17 protein-coding genes and 1 tRNA gene are annotated in these 21562 nt (G+C 66.0%); 11 read left to right on the forward strand and 7 right to left on the reverse strand.

Annotation, left to right across the window (positions count from 1 at the left end; genetic code table 11):
* Nucleotides 1-32: 32 nt before the first annotated feature.
* The 5 genes from J4G43_RS25805 to J4G43_RS25825 all read right to left on the reverse strand — a co-directional run bounded on the left by J4G43_RS25805 (nt 33) and on the right by J4G43_RS25825 (nt 1859).
* Nucleotides 33-260, reverse strand: a complete 228-nt coding sequence (locus tag J4G43_RS25805) for a hypothetical protein (RefSeq protein ID WP_208086711.1) — start codon at nt 258-260, stop codon at nt 33-35.
* A complete protein-coding gene (locus J4G43_RS25810) occupies nt 248-520 on the reverse strand; it encodes a hypothetical protein (protein ID WP_208086712.1) in 273 nt (90 codons plus the stop codon). The genes J4G43_RS25805 and J4G43_RS25810 overlap by 13 nt, the downstream gene beginning before the upstream one ends.
* Nucleotides 517-1032, reverse strand: coding sequence for a hypothetical protein (locus J4G43_RS25815; RefSeq protein ID WP_208086713.1), 516 nt, complete (start codon nt 1030-1032; stop codon nt 517-519). Before J4G43_RS25815 ends, J4G43_RS25810 begins: the two co-directional genes overlap by 4 nt.
* Entirely contained in the window at nt 1032-1499 is a 468-nt protein-coding gene (locus J4G43_RS25820; protein WP_208086714.1) for a hypothetical protein, read from the reverse strand. Before J4G43_RS25820 ends, J4G43_RS25815 begins: the two co-directional genes overlap by 1 nt.
* A gap of 283 nt (nt 1500-1782) precedes the next feature.
* Nucleotides 1783-1859, reverse strand: a tRNA-Arg gene (locus J4G43_RS25825).
* A 164-nt stretch (nt 1860-2023) separates the two neighbouring features.
* Here J4G43_RS25825 and J4G43_RS25830 point away from each other — a divergent pair.
* From J4G43_RS25830 to J4G43_RS25860, 7 genes are all read left to right on the forward strand, one after another.
* A complete protein-coding gene (locus tag J4G43_RS25830; protein WP_166341529.1) occupies nt 2024-2266 on the forward strand; it encodes a hypothetical protein in 243 nt (80 codons plus the stop codon).
* Complete coding sequence (locus tag J4G43_RS25835) at nt 2263-7467, forward strand: alpha-2-macroglobulin family protein (protein ID WP_208086715.1); 5205 nt, start codon at nt 2263-2265, stop codon at nt 7465-7467. The genes J4G43_RS25830 and J4G43_RS25835 overlap by 4 nt, the downstream gene beginning before the upstream one ends.
* Nucleotides 7468-7562: 95 nt before the next feature.
* On the forward strand, nt 7563-9671 hold the full coding sequence (gene pbpC, locus J4G43_RS25840; RefSeq protein ID WP_208089410.1) for a penicillin-binding protein 1C: 2109 nt from the start codon (nt 7563-7565) through the stop codon (nt 9669-9671).
* A gap of 50 nt (nt 9672-9721) precedes the next feature.
* Nucleotides 9722-11464, forward strand: a complete 1743-nt coding sequence (locus J4G43_RS25845) for an ArnT family glycosyltransferase (protein WP_028151725.1) — start codon at nt 9722-9724, stop codon at nt 11462-11464.
* Complete coding sequence (locus J4G43_RS25850) at nt 11465-12310, forward strand: phosphatase PAP2 family protein (RefSeq protein ID WP_208086716.1); 846 nt, start codon at nt 11465-11467, stop codon at nt 12308-12310.
* Nucleotides 12311-12375: 65 nt separating this feature from the next.
* On the forward strand, nt 12376-13113 hold the full coding sequence (locus J4G43_RS25855; RefSeq protein WP_071914140.1) for a glycosyltransferase family 2 protein: 738 nt from the start codon (nt 12376-12378) through the stop codon (nt 13111-13113).
* Nucleotides 13110-13448, forward strand: coding sequence for a lipid-A-disaccharide synthase N-terminal domain-containing protein (locus tag J4G43_RS25860; protein ID WP_208086717.1), 339 nt, complete (start codon nt 13110-13112; stop codon nt 13446-13448). Before J4G43_RS25855 ends, J4G43_RS25860 begins: the two co-directional genes overlap by 4 nt.
* A 9-nt stretch (nt 13449-13457) precedes the next feature.
* Here J4G43_RS25860 and J4G43_RS25865 read toward each other — a convergent pair whose 3' ends face one another.
* Both J4G43_RS25865 and metC read right to left on the reverse strand, forming a co-directional pair.
* Nucleotides 13458-15146 (reverse strand): Na/Pi cotransporter family protein, encoded by a 1689-nt coding sequence (locus J4G43_RS25865; RefSeq protein WP_208086718.1) that lies wholly within the window; start codon nt 15144-15146, stop codon nt 13458-13460.
* Between the two features lie 178 nt (nt 15147-15324).
* Nucleotides 15325-16509: a cystathionine beta-lyase gene (gene metC / locus J4G43_RS25870; protein ID WP_208086719.1), complete on the reverse strand. Its 1185-nt coding sequence runs from the start codon at nt 16507-16509 to the stop codon at nt 15325-15327.
* Nucleotides 16510-16902: 393 nt separating this feature from the next.
* Between metC and J4G43_RS25875 the strand changes: the two genes are divergently transcribed.
* The 4 genes from J4G43_RS25875 to J4G43_RS25890 are packed head-to-tail and all read left to right on the forward strand — an operon-like array spanning nt 16903 to nt 21410.
* Nucleotides 16903-17919 carry an amino acid ABC transporter substrate-binding protein gene (locus J4G43_RS25875; RefSeq protein WP_208086720.1) on the forward strand — a complete coding sequence of 339 codons (1017 nt, stop codon included), beginning with the start codon at nt 16903-16905 and terminating at the stop codon, nt 17917-17919.
* 19 nt (nt 17920-17938) lie between these two features.
* Entirely contained in the window at nt 17939-19144 is a 1206-nt protein-coding gene (locus J4G43_RS25880; RefSeq protein WP_208086721.1) for an amino acid ABC transporter permease, read from the forward strand.
* Nucleotides 19141-20661, forward strand: a complete 1521-nt coding sequence (locus J4G43_RS25885; protein ID WP_208086722.1) for an amino acid ABC transporter permease — start codon at nt 19141-19143, stop codon at nt 20659-20661. The genes J4G43_RS25880 and J4G43_RS25885 overlap by 4 nt, the downstream gene beginning before the upstream one ends.
* A gap of 11 nt (nt 20662-20672) precedes the next feature.
* Nucleotides 20673-21410 carry an amino acid ABC transporter ATP-binding protein gene (locus J4G43_RS25890; RefSeq protein WP_210387358.1) on the forward strand — a complete coding sequence of 246 codons (738 nt, stop codon included), beginning with the start codon at nt 20673-20675 and terminating at the stop codon, nt 21408-21410.
* Nucleotides 21411-21562 lie beyond the last annotated feature (152 nt).

Here is a 21562-nt window from a genome sequence, read left to right on the forward strand (position 1 = left end):
GGAGCGGTGTCAACGCGCCGGCGGCCGCAGGCCTAGGGCGTCTCGGCGGCCTCGAGCTCGGCGACCAGGCGGCGCACCTTCGCCGGCGTCAGCAGCGGCAGCAGCAGCTCGACCGCGCGCGGGATCTCGAGCGGCTCGACCTGGCGCAGCATCTTGCGGAAATGCTGCGGCGTGATCCCGACCAGGCGCGCAAAGGCCTGTTGCGAGATCTCGAGGCGCGCCAGGTGCGCGCGCAGCTGGTCGGGCGTCATACGTGGCAAGCTTGGATCCTCGCGAGCTCTATGATCGCCTCGGCCTTGGCGTCGACCAGGCGCGCAAACTTCCGATCGAGCGTCTGGCCGTCTGGCATCACGACGTAGTAGGGCCGCAGCGCGGTCGGGTGCGATATCCCGCGGATCCATAGCCCATTGGGGGCGCCGGCGACCAGCATTTGCTGGTGAGCGCGGCAGACCGAGGGATGTCGGCGCCAGGTGATGCGGTTGATCCGCTCGGTCGCGGCCAGGTTAAATCCCGCGATCATGCTGCGGCCTCGAGCTCGGGGTTTGCTGCGATCGGCGCGACCTGGTCGCGCAGCCAGGCGCCGAGCTGCTTGCGCTGCGCCAGGTAGGATCCGGTTGCGAAGGTCACGACGCCGGCGAGATCCGGCGCCTGGCGCAGCATGGTTTCGCCGAGCTGGCGGTATAGCGCGCCGCCGACGATGAAGGCCGAGCCTGCCTGGCGCACGGCCTGCTCGAGGCGCCAGGCGTGATTGCTGGTCGTCGAGATCCGAGTCGCGGCCTTGTCATCCATCTTGCGATCGTAAGTCTCGATCGCGAGGCCCGGCTCGAGGAAGCCGTACAGCGCCGAGATCGCGGCGACATTGGTCAGCGGAAAGCGCGAGGCCTTGACCTGGCGCCAGGTCGGGCCGTCGTAGAGATCCGCAAACCGCACCAGCTCGCCGCTCGCGACCTGGCGCTTTGTGCTCGAGCAGGACATCACGAGCAGGGGGCGGCCCTGCTCGATCGGGAAGGTGAAGGGTACGGGATAGCTCATTACGCGGCCTCGACCGAGACGATCGCGAGCAGGCGGCCGGTGACGCGGCGCGACGCCTTCTCGGCATTGGCGCGCGACATTGACCAGGCGGCGACGTGCGGCTCGAAATGCCCGGTCTTGAGGTAGTGCTCGAAATTTTCGATTGCGCGCTGGCGGCAGCGCTCGGCATAGGCGCTCCAATCGCCGGCGATGCGATCTTGGCTCGCCTCGATTTCTGCGCGCGAGAACGTCGTCGCGTTGTTCCAGCCTGGCGGGGTCACCGTGGCGCCGGGCGAGCATGTCGCCTTGAACGTGTCCCACTCGAAATTTGCGCGGTCGGTCCTGGTCGGCTGGTAGTCAAAGGCGCTCGCGCGGGCGGCCTGCTCGTCGTGCTGTGCGACGATGGCGAATTGATAGGGGCGCGGGCTCTTGCGGGTGCCGATGATCTTGCCCTGGTAGGTCGCGTTAAACTTGGTCGTCTTGGTCATCTCGAGATCCTCGATTTCGGCCGGCGCACCAGCGCGCCGTCGATCGAGTAAATAGCGCATTATGCGCTATATGTCTACACATAGCGTGTACGGTTTGTGGGATGCCAGCGCCGCGCACGTTTCGCTGTGCGAAATCAGTTCGGGAATTAGTTCGGTAATTTTGCCCGACATCGGCCGACATCGGCCGGCTTTGTCCGGCACCCGTTCTAGTCGATCCGTGTACTAACAATATTTCGCAGGCGGCTTAAGCCTTGGATTTGCTTGGCTTTTTGCCTTGGAAAAATGGCGATCCCAGCAGGACTCGAACCTGCAACCCGCGGAGTAGAAATCCGCTACTCTATCCAGTTGAGCTATGGGACCGTCTTGATGCCGGCCTCGGCTACCACCTTGCCGGTCTTCTATCACGCCAAATATGAAAAATCCGCAGCTTCGCCAAGTCTGAACCGAACCGTTTTCCTCAACGCCGCGACTAAGCGGAACGGTGGGGTGTCAGGGTGCCGGGTTGAGCGGCAGCGGACTGGACGATGGATTACATCGCCGGGAACGCTGGCCAGCTTCCGGGACACGGCCGCCGGTCGATCGGTCAGGTATGGCTGCGCCATCAGGACGGCGTGCGCGGTGATATCTCGATCGGTCTCCTCAGGGCTTGCCTTGTCATGGCGAATGCGACGATTTGCACCTTTGGTTCCATCGCCTTGAGTCCGTCACCTTTCCGCGCATTTCATGCTCACGCGGCGTTCGCCGCGATTTCCGGGAGCCCATTATGATCGGTCTTGTTCGCGCCGTCACACTCTGCGCCACGCTGGCGCTCGGCCTTAGCGCAGCGCAGGCCGCCGACAAGGCGTTCAAGCGCGACGACCTCGCCGATTCCGCGATCAAGCTGGAGGCCCAGATCAAGAGCGAAGCGGGGCCGGTCGCCAAGACCAGCGCGACGCTGCGCACCGACGCCGACGCCGCCTTCCGGCGCAATGATTTCCGCACCGGGCTGTCGGTGCTCGGCCAGATCGCCGCGACCACGCCGGAGGATACCGGCAACTGGCTGCGGCTCGCCAAGGTGATCTTCCAGATCTCGCCGAAAAGCTCGAGCGAGCAGACGTTCCTGCTGGAGCGGGCCTCGACCGCCGCCTACATCGCCTACCAGCGCGCCGGCAATCCGGGCGAGGAGGCGGATGCGCTCGCCGTGCTCGGCAAGTCGCTGGCCGAACGCAAGCTGTGGCGGCCGGCGCTGGATGCGCTGCGGCTGTCGCTCGACATGCGCGAGGTCGCCGACGTTCGCGGCCAATACGAGAAGATGCGCGACGAGCACGGCTTCCGGCTGCTCGACTATACCGTAGACTCGGATTCGGCGAGCCCGCGCGCCTGCTTCCAGTTCTCGGAGGAGCTGGCCAAGCGCACCGATTTCGCGCCGTACCTCGCGCTGGCAGGCCAGGACAAGCCGGCGCTGTCGGCCGAAGGCAAGCAGCTCTGCGTCGACGGGCTGAAGCACGGCGAGCGCTACAACATCAATCTGCGCGCCGGCCTGCCGTCCACCGTGAAGGAGGGCCTGCCGAAATCCGCCGAGTTCAACGTCTATGTCCGCGACCGCAAGCCGTTCGTGCGCTTCACCAGCCGCGCCTATGTGCTGCCGCGGACCGGCCAGCGCGGCATTCCCGTGGTCAGCGTCAACACGCCCGCCGTCAACGTCAACGTCTTCAGGATCGGCGACCGCAACCTGATCAACACGGTGGTCGACAGCGATTTCCAGAAGACGCTGTCGCGCTACCAGCTCGCAGATCTCGGCGGCGAGCGCGGCGTCAAGGTCTGGACCGGCGAGCTTGCGACTGCGATGACGCTGAACCAGGACGTCACCACCGCATTCCCGGTCGACCAGGCGCTCGGCGAGCTCCAGCCCGGCGTCTATGTGATGACCGCCGCGGCCAAGGGGCCGGGCTCGGACGACGATTACCAGCTCGCGACGCAATGGTTCATCGTCTCAGACCTTGGGGTCACCGCCTATTCCGGCAATGACGGCATCCACGTCTTCGTCAATTCGCTGGCGTCGACCGACCCGGTCGGCAAGGCCGAGGTCCGGCTGGTCGCCCGCAACAACGAGATTCTGGCGACCCGCAAGACCGACGACGGCGGCCATGTGTTGTTCGAGGCGGGGCTCGCGCGCGGCGAGGGCGGCCTGTCGCCGGCGATGCTCACGGTCACCGGCGAGAAGGCCGACTATGCCTTCCTGAGCCTGAAGACCTCGGCTTTCGACCTGTCCGACCGCGGCGTTTCGGGCCGGGCGGTGCCATCGGGTGCTGACGCCTTCGTCTATGCCGAGCGCGGCGTTTATCGCTCTAGCGAGACCGTCTATCTCACTGCGCTTTTGCGCGACGGGCAGGGCAACGCCGTTGCCGGCGGGCCGCTGACGCTGGTGATCGAGCGCCCCGACGGCGTCGAATTCCGCCGCGCCGTGCTGGCCGACCAGGGCGCCGGCGGCCGCACGCTGTCCGTGCCGCTCAATTCGGCCGTCCCGACCGGGACCTGGCGGGTGCGTGCCTTCACCGATCCGAAGGGCTCGTCGGTCGGCGAAACCACCTTCATGGTCGAGGACTACGTCCCTGACCGGATCGAATTCGACTTGTCCGCCAAGGACAAGCTGATCAAAGCTAACGCTCCGGTGGAGCTCAAGGCGGATGGCCATTTCCTCTATGGCGCGCCGGCCTCCGGTCTCCAGCTCGAAGGCGACATGCTGGTCGCGCCCGCGAGCGAACGCCCGGGCTTTGCCGGCTACCAGTTCGGCGTCGCCGACGAGGAGACCACCTCGAACGAACGCACGCCGCTGGAGAATTTGCCGGAAGCCGACGCCAATGGCGTTGCCACCTTCCCGGTGACGCTGGACAAGCAGCCGGCCTCGACGCGCCCGCAGGAAGCACAGATCTTCGTTCGCATGGTCGAGACCGGCGGCCGCGCCGTCGAGCGCAAGATCGTGCTGCCGGTCGCGCCCGCCAACGCCATGATAGGCATCAAGCCGCTGTTCGGCGACAAGAACGTCGCCGAGGGCGACAAGGCGGAGTTCGACGTCGTGTTCGTCTCGCCCGAAGGCGAGAGGCTGCGCCGCGATGGCCTGCGCTACGAGCTCCTGAAGATGGAGTCGCGCTACCAGTGGTATCGCCAGAACAATTACTGGGAGTACGAGCCGGTCAAATCGACTTCGCGCGTTTCCGACGGCGACCTGACGATCGCTGCCGACAAGCCGTCGCGGATTTCGCTGAGCCCGCAGCCCGGCCGCTACCGGCTCGATGTGAAGTCGAACGACGCCGACGGTCCGGTGACCTCGGTGCAGTTCGACGTCGGCTGGTATTCCGACGGCAGCGCCGATACGCCGGACCTGCTGGAGACCTCGATCGACAAGCCGCAATACGCCTCCGGCGACACCATGACGGTGTCGGTGAACGTCCGCAGCGCCGGCAAGCTCACCGTCAACGTGCTCGGCGACCGACTGCTGACGACGCAGACCATCGACGTCAAGGAAGGTACCGCGCAGGTGAGGCTGCCGGTCGGCAAGGACTGGGGCACCGGCGCCTATGTGGTGGCGACGCTGCGCCGCCCGCTCGATGCGGCTGCGCAACGCATGCCGGGCCGGGCGATCGGCCTGAAATGGTTCGGCATCGACAAGCAGACCCGCACGCTCCAGGTGAAGCTGACGCCGCCGGCACTGGTCCGGCCGAATGCGACGTTGAAGATCCCGGTCAAGCTCGACGGGCTCAATCCGGGCGAGGACGCCAAGGTGGTGATTGCCGCGGTCGATGTCGGCATCCTCAACCTGACCAATTACAAGCCGCCGGCGCCGGACGATTATTATCTCGGCCAGCGCCGCCTGAGCGCGGAGATCCGCGATCTCTATGGGCAACTGATCGACGGCATGTCGGGCACGCGCGGACAGATCAAGTCCGGCGGCGATGCCGGCGCCGGCGAATTGCAGGGCTCTCCGCCCGCGCAAAAGCCGCTCGCGCTCTACTCGGGCATCGTCACGGTCGCCGCCGACGGCACCGCCGAAGTGAGCTTCGATATCCCCGAGTTCGCCGGCACCGCGCGCGTCATGGCGGTGGCGTGGACCGCCACGAAGCTCGGCCGCGCCAACACGGATGTCGTGATCCGCGATCCCGTGGTGCTGACCACGACCTTGCCGCGCTTCCTGCTCAATGGCGACCACGGCACGGTCAATCTCGAGATCGACAATGTCGAGGGCCAGGCCGGCGACTACGTCATCAACGTGAAGACCGGCGGCCCGGTGAAGATGACCGGCAATCCCGCAACCACGGTCAAGCTCGCCGCCAAGCAGCGCAACGCGTTTACGCTCGCAATCGACGCGACGGCGGCGGGGCAGGCGACGCTCGACGTCGACATCAACGGACCGAACGGGCTAGCGCTGGCACGTCACTATGCGCTCGACGTCAAGGCGGCGACGCAGGTGCTGGCGCGGCGTTCGATCCGGACGCTGGCGAAGGGTGAAAGCCTGACGCTGACCTCGGACATGTTCTCCGATCTCGTCCCGGGCACCGGCAGCGTCTCGGTTTCGGCCAGCCTGTCGACGGCGCTCGACGCCGCAACGATCCTGAAGGCGCTCGACCGCTACCCGTATGGCTGCTCCGAACAGATCTCGAGCCGTGCCTTGCCGTTGCTCTATGTCAACGAGCTCGCCGTCGGCGCGCATCTGGCCATGGACACCGAGGTCGACCAGCGCATCCGCGATGCGATCGAGCGGCTGCTGGCACGCCAGGGCTCCAACGGCTCGTTCGGCCTGTGGTCGGCCGGAGGCGACGACGCCTGGCTCGACGCCTACGTGACGGACTTCCTCACCCGCGCCCGCGAAAAAGGCTTTGCGGTGCCGGACGTGCTGTTCAAGAACGCGCTCGACCGTATCCGCAACTCGGTCGTGAACGGCAACGAGCCCGAGAAGGACGGCGGGCGCGATCTCGCCTACGGCCTCTACGTGCTCGCACGCAATGGCGCGGCGCCGATCGGCGATCTCCGCTATCTCGCCGACACCAAGTTGAGCAACCTCGCGACCCCGATCGCGAAGTCGCAGCTTGCAGCCGCGCTGGCGCTGGTCGGCGACCGCAACCGCGCGGAACGCGTCTACGGTGCCGCGCTCGACAGCCTTGCGCCAAAACCGGTGCTGGAGTTCGGCCGCACCGACTACGGCTCGCAGCTGCGCGATGCCGCAGCGCTGGTCTCGCTCGCCAGCGAAGGCAACGCGCCGAAGGCGACGCTGACGCAGGCGGTGTCGCGGGTCGAGACCGCGCGCGGGCTGACGCCCTACACCTCGACGCAGGAGAATGCGTGGTTGGTGCTCGCGGCGCGCGCGCTCGCCAAGGAGAACATGTCGATGGAAGTCGACGGCCAGCCGGTCAAGACCGCGCTGTACCGCAGCTACAAGGCCGTGACGCTGGAGGGCAAACCGCTGAAGATCACCAACACCGGCGATGCGCCGGTCCAGGCGGTGGTCTCGGTGTCGGGCTCGCCGGTCACGCCGGAGCCGGCTGCATCGAACGGCTTCAAGATCGAGCGCAATTACTTCACGCTCGACGGCAAGCCCGCCGACATCAGCAAGGTCAAGCAGAACCAGCGTTTCGCCGTGGTGCTGAAGATCACCGAGGCGAAGCCCGAGTACGGCCACATCATGGTGTCCGACTATCTGCCCGCGGGCCTCGAGATCGACAATCCGAAGCTGGTGTCGTCGGGCGACAGCGGCACGCTGGACTGGATCGAGGACGGCGAGGAGCCTGAAGATACCGAGTTCCGTGACGACCGCTTCACGGCGGCGGTCGATCGCGCCTCGGACTCCAAGTCGGTCTTCACCGTCGCGTACGTCGTGCGCGCGGTCTCGCCCGGCAAATACGTGCTGCCCCAGGCCTATGTCGAGGACATGTACAATCCCTCGCGCTACGGCCGGACCGGGACGGGTAACGTCGAGGTGCGGGCGGCGAAGTGAGTAGAGAGATGAGAAACGCGGCGCCTCCTCAAACTCCGTCGTCATGCCCGGGCTTGTCCCGGGCATCCACGAACTGTGGCGCCGTGGCGAAGAACGTGGATGGCCGGGACAAGCCCGGCCATGACGGAGCAAAGGGCTGGGGCCGTCGTGTCCTCTCGGGCCTCGCGCTCACGCTCATCCTCGCCACCTGCGGCTTCGTCGCCTGGGTCTACTCGCTCGGCCCGCTGCCGCTCGACGAGGCACGCCAGGTCTCCACCACGGTCGTCGATCGCAACGGAAAACTGCTGCGCGCTTATGCCATGGCCGACGGCCGCTGGCGGCTGCCGGTCGATGCCAGGGCCAACGTCGATCCGAACTATCTCAAGCTGCTGCTCGCCTATGAGGACCAGCGCTTCTACGCGCATAACGGTCTCGACCCGCTCGCTCTCGGGCGCGCCGCACTACAGCTCACCACGCGCGGCCACATCGTCTCGGGCGGCTCGACCATCAGCATGCAGCTTGCGCGCCTGATGGAGCCGCGGCGGCAGCGCTCGCTCTATGCCAAGCTGCGCCAGATCGTACGCGCGATCGAGATCGAGCGCAGCATGAGCAAGGATGCGATCCTGGACCTCTATCTCGCGCTGGCGCCCTATGGCGGCAATCTCGAAGGCATCCGCTCGGCCTCGATCGCCTATCTCGGCAAGGAGCCGAAGCGGCTCTCGATGGCCGAGGCCGCGCTGCTGGTGGCGCTGCCGCAATCGCCGGAGACGCGCCGGCTCGATCGCTATCCCGAGGCCGCACGCAAGGCGCGCGACCGCGTGCTGGACCGCATGGTCGAGGAGCATGTGGTCAGCCTTGAGGACGCGAAGCAGGCCAAGGCCGTGCCCGTGCCAAAACTGCGCAAGCCGATGCCGATCCTCGCGCCGCACGCCTCCGACACGGCGCTGTCGACGGTCAAGGATACGCCGGTCATCAAGCTGACGCTCGACGCCAATCTGCAGAAGGTGCTGGAGCCGCTGGCGCGCGACCGTGCCATTGCGCTCGGGCCCAACATCTCGGTCGGCATCATCGTGGTCGATAATGAGAGCGGCGACGTGCTCGCCCGCGTCGGTTCGGCCGACTATTTCGACGAGAGCCGGGCGGGGCAGGTCGACATGACCCGCGCCGTCCGTTCGCCGGGGTCGACGCTAAAACCCTTCATCTACGGGCTCGCCTTCGAGGACGGCTTCGTCCACCCCGACAGTCTGATCGACGACCGGCCCGTCCGCTTCGGCTCCTACGCGCCGGAAAATTTCGACATGACGTTTCAGGGCACGGTGCCGGTGAAGAAGGCGCTGCAATTGTCGCTGAACGTGCCGGCGATCGTGCTGCTCGACCGCGTCGGCGCGAGCCGGCTGTCGTCGCGGCTGCGGCAGGCTGGTGGCAATCTGGTCCTGCCCAAGGACGAGGCACCGGGGCTCGCGATGGGACTCGGCGGCGTTGGTGTGACACTGCAGGACCTCACCCAGCTCTATACGGGTTTCGCCCGGCTCGGCACCACCATGCCGTTGCGCGACCTCATGACCGGCCGGGACGATCGGGAACCGCTGCGGCTGCTGGACCAGGTCGCGGCCTGGCAGGTCGGCAACGTGCTCCTGGGCACGCCGCCGCCCGAAAACGCCGCCCACAACCGCATCGCGTTCAAGACCGGCACCTCCTACGGCTATCGCGACGCCTGGTCGGTCGGCTTCGACGGCCGCATGACCATCGGCGACTGGGTCGGCCGGCCCGACGGCGCGCCGGTTCCCGGCCTGATCGGCCGCGTGGCCGCAGCCCCGATCCTGTTCGATGCCTTCGCCCGCACCGGCAAGACGCTGGCCCCGTTGCCGAAGCCGCCGAAGGGAACTCTGGTCGCCAGCAACGCCAAGTTGCCATTGCCGCTGAAGCGGTTCCGCCCGGTCGGGGAACTAGTGCGGACCGGCAGCGAGCAGGCGCTGCACATCCAGTTCCCGCTGAACGGCTCGCGGATCGATGTCGACCGTTCCGGCGGCGAGGGGAGCGCAGCCATGCCGGTGAAGGTCGCCGGCGGCGTCCTTCCCATGACCATCATGGTTAACGGAACATCACTGGGCGAGATCGACGGGCGCCGCCAGCGCCTGATCGATCCGCCTGGTCCGGGCTTTGCGCGGCTCACCGTGATCGACGCCACTGGCGCCGCGGACACAGTTGTCATTCGAATTCAATGACCCCGCCTTAACCGGTTGTCCGAATGACGGTTTCAGCGTAAGCGGAACCAATGGCCGAGACCTATCCCAGCCCCCGTTTTGGAGCACCCCGCGAGCCGAAAGCGCCCGTGAATCCGGGCAGCCGGCTCGTGCTTATGCTGGACTACGCCACGGCCAGTCACGCCCGCGCGGTCGGCTTCCTGCTGCTGTGTGCGCTGCTGCTATTCCTGCCGGGCTTCTTCACGATTCCGCCCGTTGACCGCGACGAGGCGCGCTTTGCGCAGGCCACCAAGCAGATGGTCGAGAGCGGCGATTATGTCGACATCCGCTTCCAGGAAGACGTCCGCTACAAGAAGCCAGTCGGCATCTACTGGTTGCAGTCGGCCGCGGTTGAAGCCGCATCCGCGCTCAAGCTGCCGAAGGCCGAATTGCGGATCTGGGTGTACCGGCTGCCGTCACTGATCGGCGCAATCGGCGCCGTGCTCATGACCTATTGGGCCGCGCTCGGCTTCGTCACGCGGCGCGCCGCGGTGCTCGCCGCGCTCCTGATGTGCGCCTCGGTGCTGCTCGGCGTCGAAGCACGCCTCGCGAAAACCGATGCGATGCTGCTGTTCTGCGTGACCGCCGCGATGGGCGCGATGTCGCGCGCCTATCTGTCGTGGCAGCGCGCAGAGGATGAGACCCATCCGCCCTGGAGCTGGCCCGCGATCTTCTGGACCGCGCTCGCCGTCGGCATCCTCATCAAGGGTCCGCTGATCCTGATGTTCGCGGGCCTGACCATCGTCGCGCTCGCGATCCAGGACCGAGATGCCTCGTGGCTGTGGAAGCTGCGTCCGCTCTGGGGCCTGATGTGGATGCTGGTGCTGGTGCTGCCCTGGTTCGTCGCGATCTTCTGGCGCGCAGGCGATGCCTTCTTCGCCGATTCCGTCGGCGGCGACATGCTGAGCAAAATCGGCGCCCAGGAATCCCATGGCGCGCCGCCCGGACTGTATCTGGCGCTATTCTGGATCACGTTCTGGCCCGGCGCGCCGCTTGCGGCGATGGCGGCGCCGGCGGTGTGGCGGGCCCGGCGCGAGCCCGGCGCGCAGTTCCTGCTGGCCTGGCTGATCCCTTCCTGGATCGTGTTCGAGGCAGTGCTGACCAAGCTGCCGCATTACGTGCTGCCGCTGTATCCGGCGATCGCGATCCTTACCGTCGGTGCGCTGGAGCGCAACGTGCTGTCGCGCTCGTGGCTCGCGCGCGGCTCGGCCTGGTGGTTCGCGATTCCCGCTGCCGCCTCGATCATCGCCGTGGTCGGCGCGGTCATGCTGACGCGGCAACCGGCGTTCGTGGCCTGGCCGTTCATTGCGGCCTCGCTCATCTTCGGTCTGTTCGCCTGGTGGCTGTTCGACACCAACCGCGCCGAGCGCTCGCTGCTCAACGCGCTGGTCGCAGCCCTGATGCTCGCGGTCGTGGTCTACGGCATCGTGCTGCCGTCGCTGACCCCGCTGTTTCCGAGCATCGAGATCGCACGCGCGCTTCGCAACGTCACCTGCGTCGGGCCGAAGGCAGCCGCCGCCGGCTATCACGAGCCGAGCCTCGTGTTCCTGACGGGCACGCAGACGCTGCTCACAGACGGCTCGGGCGCGGCGGATTTCCTGCGGCAGGGGAGCTGTCGCTTCGCGCTGATCGAGCAGCGCTCGGAGCGCAGCTTCGTGCAGCGGGCCGAGGCGATCGGGCTGCGCTACAAGGTCGGTACCCGCATCGACGGCTATAATTTCTCGCAAGGGCGCGCGATCTCGATCTCGATCTTCCGCTCGGAAGGCACTGAGTAGATGCCGGCGCCAGCCGACATCACGCCGCGCCCGGGCTATCCCGCGCAATTGCTCGCGGTGTCGGGCCGTGCCCTGGCGCAGCTCGTCCGTACGCCTTCGCATTCATGCCGCGCCGAAGCCGCGCGAAAGCTGGCGCGGCATTCGCTGTGGCTCAGCGCGGCCGGTGCGGCCTTGATTATCGTGCTGATGCTCGCGTTCGATCAGACCGAGATCCAGCTGATGCCGGTGCGTGGCACGCCGAGCCTGTGGCCGATCCGCATCCTCACCGATTTCGGCAAGGACGAGTATGTGCTCTCGGTGCTCGGGGGGACGCTGGTGGTCCTGGCGCTCGTTGCAGCGGGATTGCATGGCACCCGTCGTGGGCTGCTGCTCGGCCTCGGTACGCGGCTGCAGTTCATGTTTCTGTCTGTCGCCCTGTCCGTGTTCGTTGCCGAGATCCTGAAATATCTCATCGGTCGCGGACGTCCGTTCGTGAGCGGCAAGGCCGATCCGTTCAACTTCATCCCGTTCGAGGGAACGGGGGCTTATGCCAGCCTGCCGTCGGGGCATGCGGTGACGGCGTTTGCGCTGGCGTTTGCGGTCTCGGCGCTGTGGCCGCGCCTGCGCGTGTTCATGTTCACTTACGCAATCGTGATCCTGCTGACCCGGCTGGTGCTGCTCGCGCATCATCCGAGCGACGTCGTTGCCGGCGCTCTGGTCGGCATGGTCGGCGCCATGGCAGTGCGCTACTGGTTCGCGGCCCGGAGGCTCGGCTTTGCCATCCGCGCCGACGGCACCATTGTGCCTCTTGCAGGGGCGGTCTCGGGCCGCCTCAAAAGGGTTGCCCAGGGGGCATCCGCCCCATAAAAGCGGCTGCCTGCCGGGACCGCCGGTTCCCCGGGGCAGGCCAATTCCAACCACGAGCTTTCGATTTGTCGTCGTCCCAGCCTTCGGTTTCCATCGTCGTTCCCGTGCGCAACGAAGCCGACAACATCGCGCCGCTGATCGAGGAGATCGGCGCGGCGCTCGACGGCCGCTGGGCCTATGAAATCATCTACGTCAATGACGGCTCGACGGACGCGACCGGCGAACGGCTCGGCGCGATCATGCAGCAGCGCGACAATCTCCGGCAGCTTCGCCATGCCAGATCAGGCGGCCAGTCGGCAGCAGTGCGCAGTGGCGTGCGCGCGGCGCGCGGCACGATCGTGGCGACGCTCGACGGCGACGGGCAGAACAATCCCGCCTTCCTGCCCGACCTGATCGCGGCGGTCGAGAAGGGGGCGGGGCGCGTCGGCCTCGCTGCCGGTCAGCGTGTCGGACGCAAGGATACCGGCTTCAAGAAATTCCAGTCGCGCGTGGCGAACGGCGTCCGCAATGCTATCCTGAAGGACGGAACGCGCGATACCGGTTGCGGCCTGAAGGCGTTCCGGCGCGACGTGTTCCTGATGATGCCCTATTTCGACGGGCTGCATCGCTTCCTGCCGGCGCTGGTGCGCCGAGAGGGCTACGAGATCGCCTATGTCGACGTGATCGACCGGCCGCGCCGTTCCGGCGTGTCAAACTATGGTTTCTTCGACCGGCTGTGGATCGGCATCATGGATCTCGTCGGCGTGTGGTGGCTGATCCGCCGCAAGAAGCCGACACCAGATGTGACTGAGGTGAAGGCATGATCATCCAATACGGTCAGGCGTTGAATAACTATCTCTACGACGTCTTCGTCGCCAAGTTCGATTTCTGGCTGGCGTTCGGCCTCGTCGCGCAGCTGTTCTTCACCGCGCGCTTCCTGGTGCAGTGGATCGCGAGCGAGCGGGCCGGCAACAGCGTGGTGCCGATGGCGTTCTGGTTCTGCTCGATGGGCGGCGGGCTGATGACGCTGGTCTACGGCGTCGTGAAGCGCGAGCCCGTCATCATCCTTGGGCAGGCGCTCGCGACCATCATCTATATCCGCAACATCATGCTGATCATCAAGAACCGCGGCCGCGCCTCGAGGACGATGGATCGCTGAGACGCGCCGCTAGCGCGGTAACGCCGAGGCCGCGCCGGAGGCGGGCAGGGCGGCATCCGCCTCGCTCCTGCGATAAGGCTCGCCGGCGGCATCGAGCACGGGATAGGCGACCGAGCAGATATGCGAGTGGATGCGGCGCAGGTCGCGCAGCACGTCCAGATGCAGCGAGGTGGTCTCGATGGTCTCGGGGCGGCCCTCGCGCAGGCGGTCGAGATGACGCTCGACGGCGGCGAGCTCGGTGTTCTTCAGCGTGGTCTTCTCCACCAGCAGCTTGCGCGCTTCGTTGGCATCGCCCGACATGAAGACGCCGAAGGCGATCCGCAGCGAGTCCATCGTGCGCTTGTGGAAGGCGGCGAGCTCCTCGGCGCCCTCGACCGAGAACTGGAAGCGGCGCTTGATCTTCTTGGTCGCGAGCTCGCTCAGGCTCTTGTCGATGATGTCGCCGATATGCTCGAGGTTGATGGCGAAGGAGATGATCTCCATCGCGCGCCGCCCCTCGCTCTCGTCGAGGCTGCCCCGCATCAGCTTCGTCACATAGAGCTTGATGGCTTCGTCGAGGCTGTCGACGACATTGTCCATCTTCGTGACCTGGTCGACCAGCGCACGGTCGCCGGTCATCATCGCCGCCATCACCTTGCGCAGCATGACCTCGACGAGATCGCCCATGCGCAAGGTCTCACGCGCGGCGTCGGCGAGCGCCAGTGACGGCGTCTCCAGCGCGCTCTCGTCGAGATAGCGCGGCCGGGCCGGATCGTCTTCCCGGACGCGATCAGGCAGCAGCCGGGTCAGGAGCCGGGACATGATGTCGAGCAGGCCGATGAAGATGACGGCCGTGCCTACGTTGAAGGCGATGTGGAAGGCCGCCGTCATCCTGGCGAGATCAGGCTGCCAGGCGTGCATGTGCTCAGCGATCCCATTCAGGAACGGCAGCACCAGCGCGATCCCGATCACGCGGTTGGCGAGATTGCCGAGCGGCAGGCGGTAGCTTGCGGGATCGTCGCGCCGGGCGCCCTCGAACACGGGATTGATGGCGCTGCCGAGATTGGCCCCCAACACCAGCGCGAGGGCCGCGTAAGGCGTGATGAACTGCGAATAGGCCAGCGACATGATCAGCAGCACGCTGGCGACGCTCGAATGCACCGCCCAGGTGACGAGCGCGGCGATGACGATGCAGAGCACGGGATCGCCCGTGATCGCGGACATCATGACACGAACACCCGGCGCGTTCTCGGCCGGAGCCAGTGTGTCGAGCAGGATGTGCAGCGACAGCAGCATCAAGCCGAGACCGATGAAGACGCGCCCGATATCCTTGATCCGCGACCGTGGGCCGGAGCGGAAGGCGACGAGCCCGAGCACGAACAGGACAGGCGCAACGGCTGCGATGTTGAACGACAGCACCTGCACGATCAGCGTCGTGCCGACATTGGCCCCCAGCATGATGGCGAGCGCGGCGGCCAGGCTGACCAGGCCTTCTGCCGCGAATGAGCTGGTGATCAGCGCCGTCGCCGTGCTGCTCTGGAGCAGCGCGGTAAGGCCTAGCCCGGCGGCGAACGCGTTGAATCGGTTGCCGAGCGCCTTGCCGAGCAGCCGCCGCAGGTCCGGGCCGAAGGCGCGCAGAATCCCGCTGTGGACCATGTGCAGGCCCCACAGCAACAGCGCCACGCCGCCCATCAGATCGAGCAGAACCAACGTTCCCATGCTCCGCGTCCGGATTGGAGTCGATTGGTGAGGCTAGCGCCAAACGTCAGCGGTTCAAACCCTTTGTTGGCGCATCCGCGTTACGTTTGCGGCGGTTGCGCGTTCCCGCGGCGCGCGTTTTGCGCGTCCGCCGGCGCGCGATTGCCGCGTCCCGAGGCGCGATGCCTTGTGAGCAGGCTCACATTGCCGCCTTGAGGGCAGCGAAGCCGCGATCGAGATCGGACTTGAGATCGTCGACGCTTTCGAGGCCGATGTGCAGTCGCAGGGTCGGGCCGCCCGGCGACCACTTCGTGGCGGTGCGATAGGCGTCGCAATCGAAGGGAATCACGAGGCTCTCGAAGCCGCCCCAGGAGAAGCCCATGCCGAACAGCTTGAGCGTGTCGAGCATGGTGTCGACCGCCTTCTGCGGCGCCGGCGTCAACACGATGCTGAACAGGCCCGACGCGCCGGTGAAATCGCGCTTCCAGATTGCATGGCCGGGATGGGTTTCGAGCGCCGGATGCAGCACGCGCGCGACCTCGGGTCGGGCCGCGAGCCAGCGCGCCATGTCGAGCCCCGAGCGATGATGCTGCGCCAATCTCACCGACAGCGTGCGCAGGCCGCGCAGCGCGAGGAAGACGTCGTCAGGGCCGGCGCAGACGCCGAGCAGGCGGATGCCTTCGGCGATCTGCGGCCAGGCCTTGGCGTTGGCCGAGATGGTGCCGAACATGATGTCGGAATGGCCGCCGATATATTTGGTGGCGGCCTGCATGCTGATGTCGACGCCCTGGTCGAGCGAGCGATGATAGAGCGGCGTCGCCCAGGTGTTGTCGTCGATGACGAGCGCATCGCGCGCATGCGCGACCTCGGCGATGGCGCGGATGTCCGGCATCTCGAACGACTGCGAGCCCGGCGCCTCCACCAGCACCGCGCGGGTGTTGGGCTTGAACAGCTTGTCGATGCCCGCGCCGATCAGCGGATCGAAATAGGTGGTCTCGATGCCAAGGCGCGCGAGCATGCCGTTGCAGAAATTGCGCGAGGGCCGATAGACGTTGTCGCAGACGAGCAGATGGTCGCCGGTCTTCAGCACCGAGAGCAGGGTGGTGGAGATCGCCGACAGCCCCGACGGCACGATGCCGACGCCGGCGCATTGCGGCCCCTCCAGTGCCATAAGCGTCTCCTGGAACGCCCTGGTGGTGGGGGTGCCGTGGCGGCCGTACTGGAACTCGCCGCGATGGGCGTGCAGGTCCTCGGCGGTCGGATAGAGCACGGTCGAACCGTGAAACACCGGCGGATTGACGAACCCCTTCTGCGCCTTGGTGTCGCGGCCGGAGGTCACCAGCCGGGTTTCGGCGTTCTGTTGGGAGGGGTGCGAGGAATCCATGCGTCTGCTTTCAAAACCGCGTTTCCACCGGGCGCGCCGCGCCCGCGGGCCGGCCGAAGGCCGCTGCCGTTAATAACAGAACACAGAAGAGTCCCGTCAACCCCTTGACCCGGCTCGCCAGTCGTTCTGAGATGCGCGGGTGCTATTCAGTCGCCGCATGTTGAGGGGCTGCCGCGACCTTCGATCCATCGTCTGACCGGACCTTGCGTCACAGCCGTAACGGCGGGCGCCTGCGGCGGGGATTAAGGTATGGCCTCCCGGGATGGGCGAGTGTTCGGCAAGGTTTTCCAGCATGACTCTTGCAAGGCCAGTCTTGATGCGGCTAGCCCTAGCGGAGACGATCCCAAAGACGCCATTCCTGACATTGAGACGACTTTGAAAGGCCTTCAGCCCATGAAACGCGTAACCCTGGCTCTCACTCTCGCTCTCGCCGCCGGCCTCTCCGCCCAGGCCGCCGATGCGCAAACGCTCAAGACCATCAAGGACCGGGGCATGCTGTCCTGCGGCGTCAGCCAGGGCCTGCCCGGCTTCTCCTCGCCCGACGACAAGGGCAACTGGACCGGGCTTGACGTCGACCTCTGCCGCGCGATCGCCGGGGCGATCTTCAACGATCCGACCAAGGTCAAGTACGTGCCGTTGTCCGCCAAGGATCGTTTCACGGCGCTGCAATCCGGCGAAATCGACGTGCTCTCGCGCAACACCACCTGGACCATCTCGCGCGACACCTCGCTCGGCGCCAACTTCACCGGCGTGACCTATTATGACGGGCAGGGCTTCATGGTGAAGAAGTCGCTCAAGGTGAATTCGGCGCTCGAGCTCAACAGCGCCTCGGTCTGCGTCCAGACCGGCACCACCACCGAGCAGAATCTCGCCGACTACTTCAAGGCCAACAACATGAAGTACGAGGTGATCGCGTTCGGCACCAACGACGAAACGGTCAAGGCTTATGAAGCCGGCCGCTGCGACGTCTTCACCACCGACCAGTCGGGTCTGTACGCCAACCGCCTCAAGCTTGCCAATCCCAACGACCATATGGTGCTCCCCGAAATCATCTCGAAGGAGCCGCTCGGGCCGATGGTGCGTCACGGCGACGACCAGTGGTTCGACATCGTGAAATGGACGCTGTTCGCCATGGTCACCGCCGAAGAGCTGGGCGTGACCTCGAAGAACGTCGACGAGAAGGCGAAACTGGAAAATCCGGAGCTGAAGCGCGTGCTCGGCAGCGACGGCAATTTCGGCGAACAGCTCGGCCTGACCAAGGACTGGGTGGTGCGGATCGTGAAGGCCACCGGCAATTACGGCGAGGTGTTCGATCGCAACGTCGGCGCCGGTTCGCCGCTCGGCATCAGCCGTGGCCTCAACAATCTCTGGAATAAGGGCGGTCTTCAGTACGCGCCGCCGATCCGCTGATCCCGCCTGATCCGCGGCGATGAGCACCGAGGCTCGAAAACCGCCGGCCCAGATCGCGCTGAAGATCAGGCGCGTTCTGGGCGGCAAGGCAGGCTGGAACGGCGTCGCCGTCCAGTTTGCCTTCGCGGCGATCCTGGGCTGGATTGGCTACGAGATCGTCTCCAACGCCCGGGCCAACCTCGAAAACCAGCACATTGCCGCCGGCTTCGGCTTCCTGCGCAACAACGCCGGCTTCGACGTCAACCAGACCCTGATCTCCTACACCGGCTCGGACACGTTCCTGCGCGTGTTCGTGGTCGGGCTTTTGAACACGCTCGTGGTCTCGGTGGTGGGCATCTTCTTCGCCACCGTGATCGGCTTCATCGTCGCGCTGTGCCGGCTGTCGCCCAACTGGCTGCTGTCACGCGTCGGCGAGATCTATGTCGAGATCGGCCGAAATCTGCCGGTGCTGTTCCAGATCCTGTTCTGGTACCTGGCGGTTCTCGCGGCGTTGCCCAATCCGCGGCAGAGCATTTCGCTGCTGGGCATCGCCTTCATTAGCAACCGTGGGCTCGTCATTCCGCGCCCGATCGGTGAGGGCGGCTTCGAGCCATTCCTGGCGATGCTGGTCCTCGGCATCGTCGCTTCGCTGGTTTTGCGCTTCTATGCGCGGCGGGCGCTATTTCAGCGCGGTCAGATGATCCGGATCTGGCCCTATGTGCTGGGCCTGCTGTTCGGGCTGCCGCTCGCGGCCGTGCTGGTGTTCGGCCTGCCCTTCACCTTCGAGCTGCCGCAGCTCAAGGGGTTCAATTTTGCCGGCGGCTCAAGAGTCACCCCGGAATTCGTGGCGCTGACGCTGGCGCTGTCGACCTATACCGCGGCCTTCATCGCCGAGATCGTGCGCGCCGGCATCCTGTCCGTCCACTCCGGTCAGATGGAAGCGGGATCCTCGCTCGGCCTGAGCCGCGGCACCACGCTCCGCCTGATCGTCGTGCCGCAGGCGATGCGCGTCATCGTGCCGCCGCTGACCAACCAGTACCTCAACCTCACCAAGAATTCCTCGCTCGCGGTCGCGATCGGCTATCCTGACCTGGTGTCGGTGTTCGCCGGCACGTCGCTGAGCCAAACCGGGCAGGCGATCGAGATCATTGCCATGACGATGGGCGTCTACCTCCTGATCTCGCTGCTCACGAGCGCCGTCATGAGCGTCTACGGTTGGCGCGTCAGCCGGAGTCTGGGCGCATGAGCGACATCATCTCGTCCGCCTATGTCCGCCGGGACCTGCTCACTGAGCGTCCCGCGCCGGTCAAGACCACGGGCTTCATCGGCCTGATGCGCACGCGCCTGTTCAATTCGCCGACCAACATTTTGCTCACGATCGTCGGCGCCTTGCTGCTCTGGTTCACCGTCATTCCTGCCGTGAAGTTCCTGATGGTCGATGCGGTCTGGACCGGCAAGGATCGCACGGCGTGCCTGACCGAGAATGCCGGCTTTTCGGTCGGCGCCTGCTGGCCCTTCATCCAGGCCAAGCTGCCGCAACTGATCTACGGCTTCTATCCCGAGGCCGAGCGCTGGCGGGTCAACCTTTCGCTGATCCTGGCGGCGGCTCTGCTTCTGCCGCTGCTCATTCCGCGCCTGCCGGCGAAGGGACTGAACGCCGGTCTGTTCTTCTTCGCCTTTCCAGTCGTTGCATTCTTTCTGTTGCACGGCGGCGGCATCACCGGGTTTGGCCTGAGCTGGACGGCCGGCCTGCTGCGATTGTTCGACGACAGCATCATCGGCGCCGGGCAGGCTCTGCTCAGTCTCGCCAAGACCTCAACCATCGCACCGCTCTTCTGGCTGGCCGGCAATCTCATCGTGCTGCTCGGCACCGCGATCTACTGGCTGATCTTTCCGCTGACCTGGCTGCGTGACCAGCTCCAGGGAACGGGCCAGTCGGTCTGGGCCGATTTCGCCATCACGGCGGCCATCGTCTCCCTGATCGCCTTCGTCGTCGGTGGCGGCGTTCGCACCGGCGGCCGGGCGCTGACATCCAGCATCGCCACCTTTGTCGCCATCGCGGTCGTGATCAAGCTGATGGGGCTCGATCACGGCGGCCTGCCGGTCGTGACCACGAATCTGTGGGGCGGGCTTCTTGTGACGCTGGTGGTCTCCGTGACCGGCATCGTCACCTCGCTGCCGATCGGCATCGCGCTGGCGCTCGGCCGCCGCTCGACCATTCCGCTGATCCGGATCTTCTCGATCGCCTTCATCGAGTTCTGGCGCGGCGTGCCGCTGATCACCGTGCTGTTCTTCGCGACCTACATGCTGCCCTTGTTTCTGCCGGGCAATTTTACGGTCGACGGTCTGGTACGCGCGCTGATCGGCATTTCGCTATTCACGGGCGCCTATCAGGCCGAGAACGTCCGCGGCGGGCTGGCCGCGATCCCGCGCGGGCAGGGCGAGGCGGCCGCCGCCCTGGGCCTGTCCTGGTGGAAGACGACCTCGCTGATCGTGCTGCCGCAGGCGCTGCGCCACGTCATTCCGAACCTCGTCAACAGCTTCATCTCGCTGTTCAAGGACACGTCGCTGGTCTCGATCGTGGCGCTGTTCGACCTGCTGGGCTCGCTCAGGGCGTCGTTCTCGGATCCGAAATGGTCGACGCCGTCGACCGCGTTCACCGGCTTTGCCTTCGCCGGGATCATCTACTTCATCTTCTGCTTTGGAATGTCGCGCTACTCGCTCTTCGTCGAGCACCGCCTCAACGCTCACCGTCGCAACTGATCGAGGTCATCATGTCCGACCCCATCGTCAAGATTTCCGGCCTCAACAAATGGTACGGCGAGTTCCACGTGCTGCGCGACATCGACCTCGAGGTCAAGAAGGGCGAGCGCATCGTGATCTGCGGCCCCTCGGGCTCGGGCAAGTCGACGTTGATCCGCTGCATCAACGCGCTCGAGGAATTCCAGGAGGGCGAGATCGTCGTCGACGGCATCGAGCTCGGGCCGAACCTGAAGCACGTCGATGCGGTCCGCCGCGAGGTCGGCATGGTGTTCCAGAGCTTCAACCTGTTCCCCCATCTGACCGTGCTGGAGAACTGCACGCTGGCGCCGATCTGGGTGCGCAATATCCCGAAGAGGGACGCCGAGGTCAACGCGATGAAATTCCTGGAGCGGGTCAAGATCCCGCATCAGGCCAACAAGTTTCCCGGACAGATGTCCGGCGGCCAGCAGCAGCGCGTCGCGATCGCACGCGCGCTGACGATGAACCCCAAGGTAATGCTGTTCGACGAGCCGACCTCGGCGCTCGACCCCGAAATGGTCAAGGAAGTGCTCGACACCATGGTCGACCTCGCCGAGGAGGGCATGACTATGCTGGTCGTCACTCACGAAATGGGCTTCGCCCGCGAGGTCGCCAACCGCGTCGTGTTCATGGATGCGGGCCAGATCATCGAGGCCAATACGCCGAACGAGTTCTTCGCCGCTCCCCGGCACGCCCGCACCAAGCTGTTCTTGAGCCAGATCTTGCGGTGAAGCGAGCTGCCGTAGGGTGGGCAAAGGCGCGTCGCGCCGTGCCCACCATCCCTCGGCGATCTTGGCAAGCATGGTGGGCACGCTGACGCTTTGCCCACCCTACGGCACCGCGGCTTGGCTCAACTTGAGCCGGACTTGGTAATCCGGGCGGC

Origin of the sequence: Bradyrhizobium barranii subsp. barranii (genome assembly GCF_017565645.3) — a bacterium.
In the GTDB taxonomy this organism is placed as follows: domain Bacteria; phylum Pseudomonadota; class Alphaproteobacteria; order Rhizobiales; family Xanthobacteraceae; genus Bradyrhizobium; species Bradyrhizobium barranii.

What these genes read in the sequence shown, in the direction of transcription:
- J4G43_RS25875 (WP_208086720.1), top strand. Translation starts at nt 16,903, where the DNA reads ATGAAACGCGTAACCCTGGCTCTCACTCTCGCTCTCGCCGCCGGCCTC.
- J4G43_RS25810 (WP_208086712.1), bottom strand. Translation starts at nt 520, where the DNA reads ATGATCGCGGGATTTAACCTGGCCGCGACCGAGCGGATCAACCGCATC.
- J4G43_RS25815 (WP_208086713.1), bottom strand. Translation starts at nt 1,032, where the DNA reads ATGAGCTATCCCGTACCCTTCACCTTCCCGATCGAGCAGGGCCGCCCC.
- J4G43_RS25860 (WP_208086717.1), top strand. Translation starts at nt 13,110, where the DNA reads ATGATCATCCAATACGGTCAGGCGTTGAATAACTATCTCTACGACGTC.
- J4G43_RS25830 (WP_166341529.1), top strand. Translation starts at nt 2,024, where the DNA reads ATGGATTACATCGCCGGGAACGCTGGCCAGCTTCCGGGACACGGCCGC.
- J4G43_RS25845 (WP_028151725.1), top strand. Translation starts at nt 9,722, where the DNA reads ATGGCCGAGACCTATCCCAGCCCCCGTTTTGGAGCACCCCGCGAGCCG.
- J4G43_RS25835 (WP_208086715.1), top strand. Translation starts at nt 2,263, where the DNA reads ATGATCGGTCTTGTTCGCGCCGTCACACTCTGCGCCACGCTGGCGCTC.
- J4G43_RS25890 (WP_210387358.1), top strand. Translation starts at nt 20,673, where the DNA reads ATGTCCGACCCCATCGTCAAGATTTCCGGCCTCAACAAATGGTACGGC.
- J4G43_RS25850 (WP_208086716.1), top strand. Translation starts at nt 11,465, where the DNA reads ATGCCGGCGCCAGCCGACATCACGCCGCGCCCGGGCTATCCCGCGCAA.
- J4G43_RS25880 (WP_208086721.1), top strand. Translation starts at nt 17,939, where the DNA reads ATGAGCACCGAGGCTCGAAAACCGCCGGCCCAGATCGCGCTGAAGATC.
- J4G43_RS25865 (WP_208086718.1), bottom strand. Translation starts at nt 15,146, where the DNA reads ATGGGAACGTTGGTTCTGCTCGATCTGATGGGCGGCGTGGCGCTGTTG.
- J4G43_RS25885 (WP_208086722.1), top strand. Translation starts at nt 19,141, where the DNA reads ATGAGCGACATCATCTCGTCCGCCTATGTCCGCCGGGACCTGCTCACT.
- J4G43_RS25820 (WP_208086714.1), bottom strand. Translation starts at nt 1,499, where the DNA reads ATGACCAAGACGACCAAGTTTAACGCGACCTACCAGGGCAAGATCATC.
- metC (WP_208086719.1), bottom strand. Translation starts at nt 16,509, where the DNA reads ATGGATTCCTCGCACCCCTCCCAACAGAACGCCGAAACCCGGCTGGTG.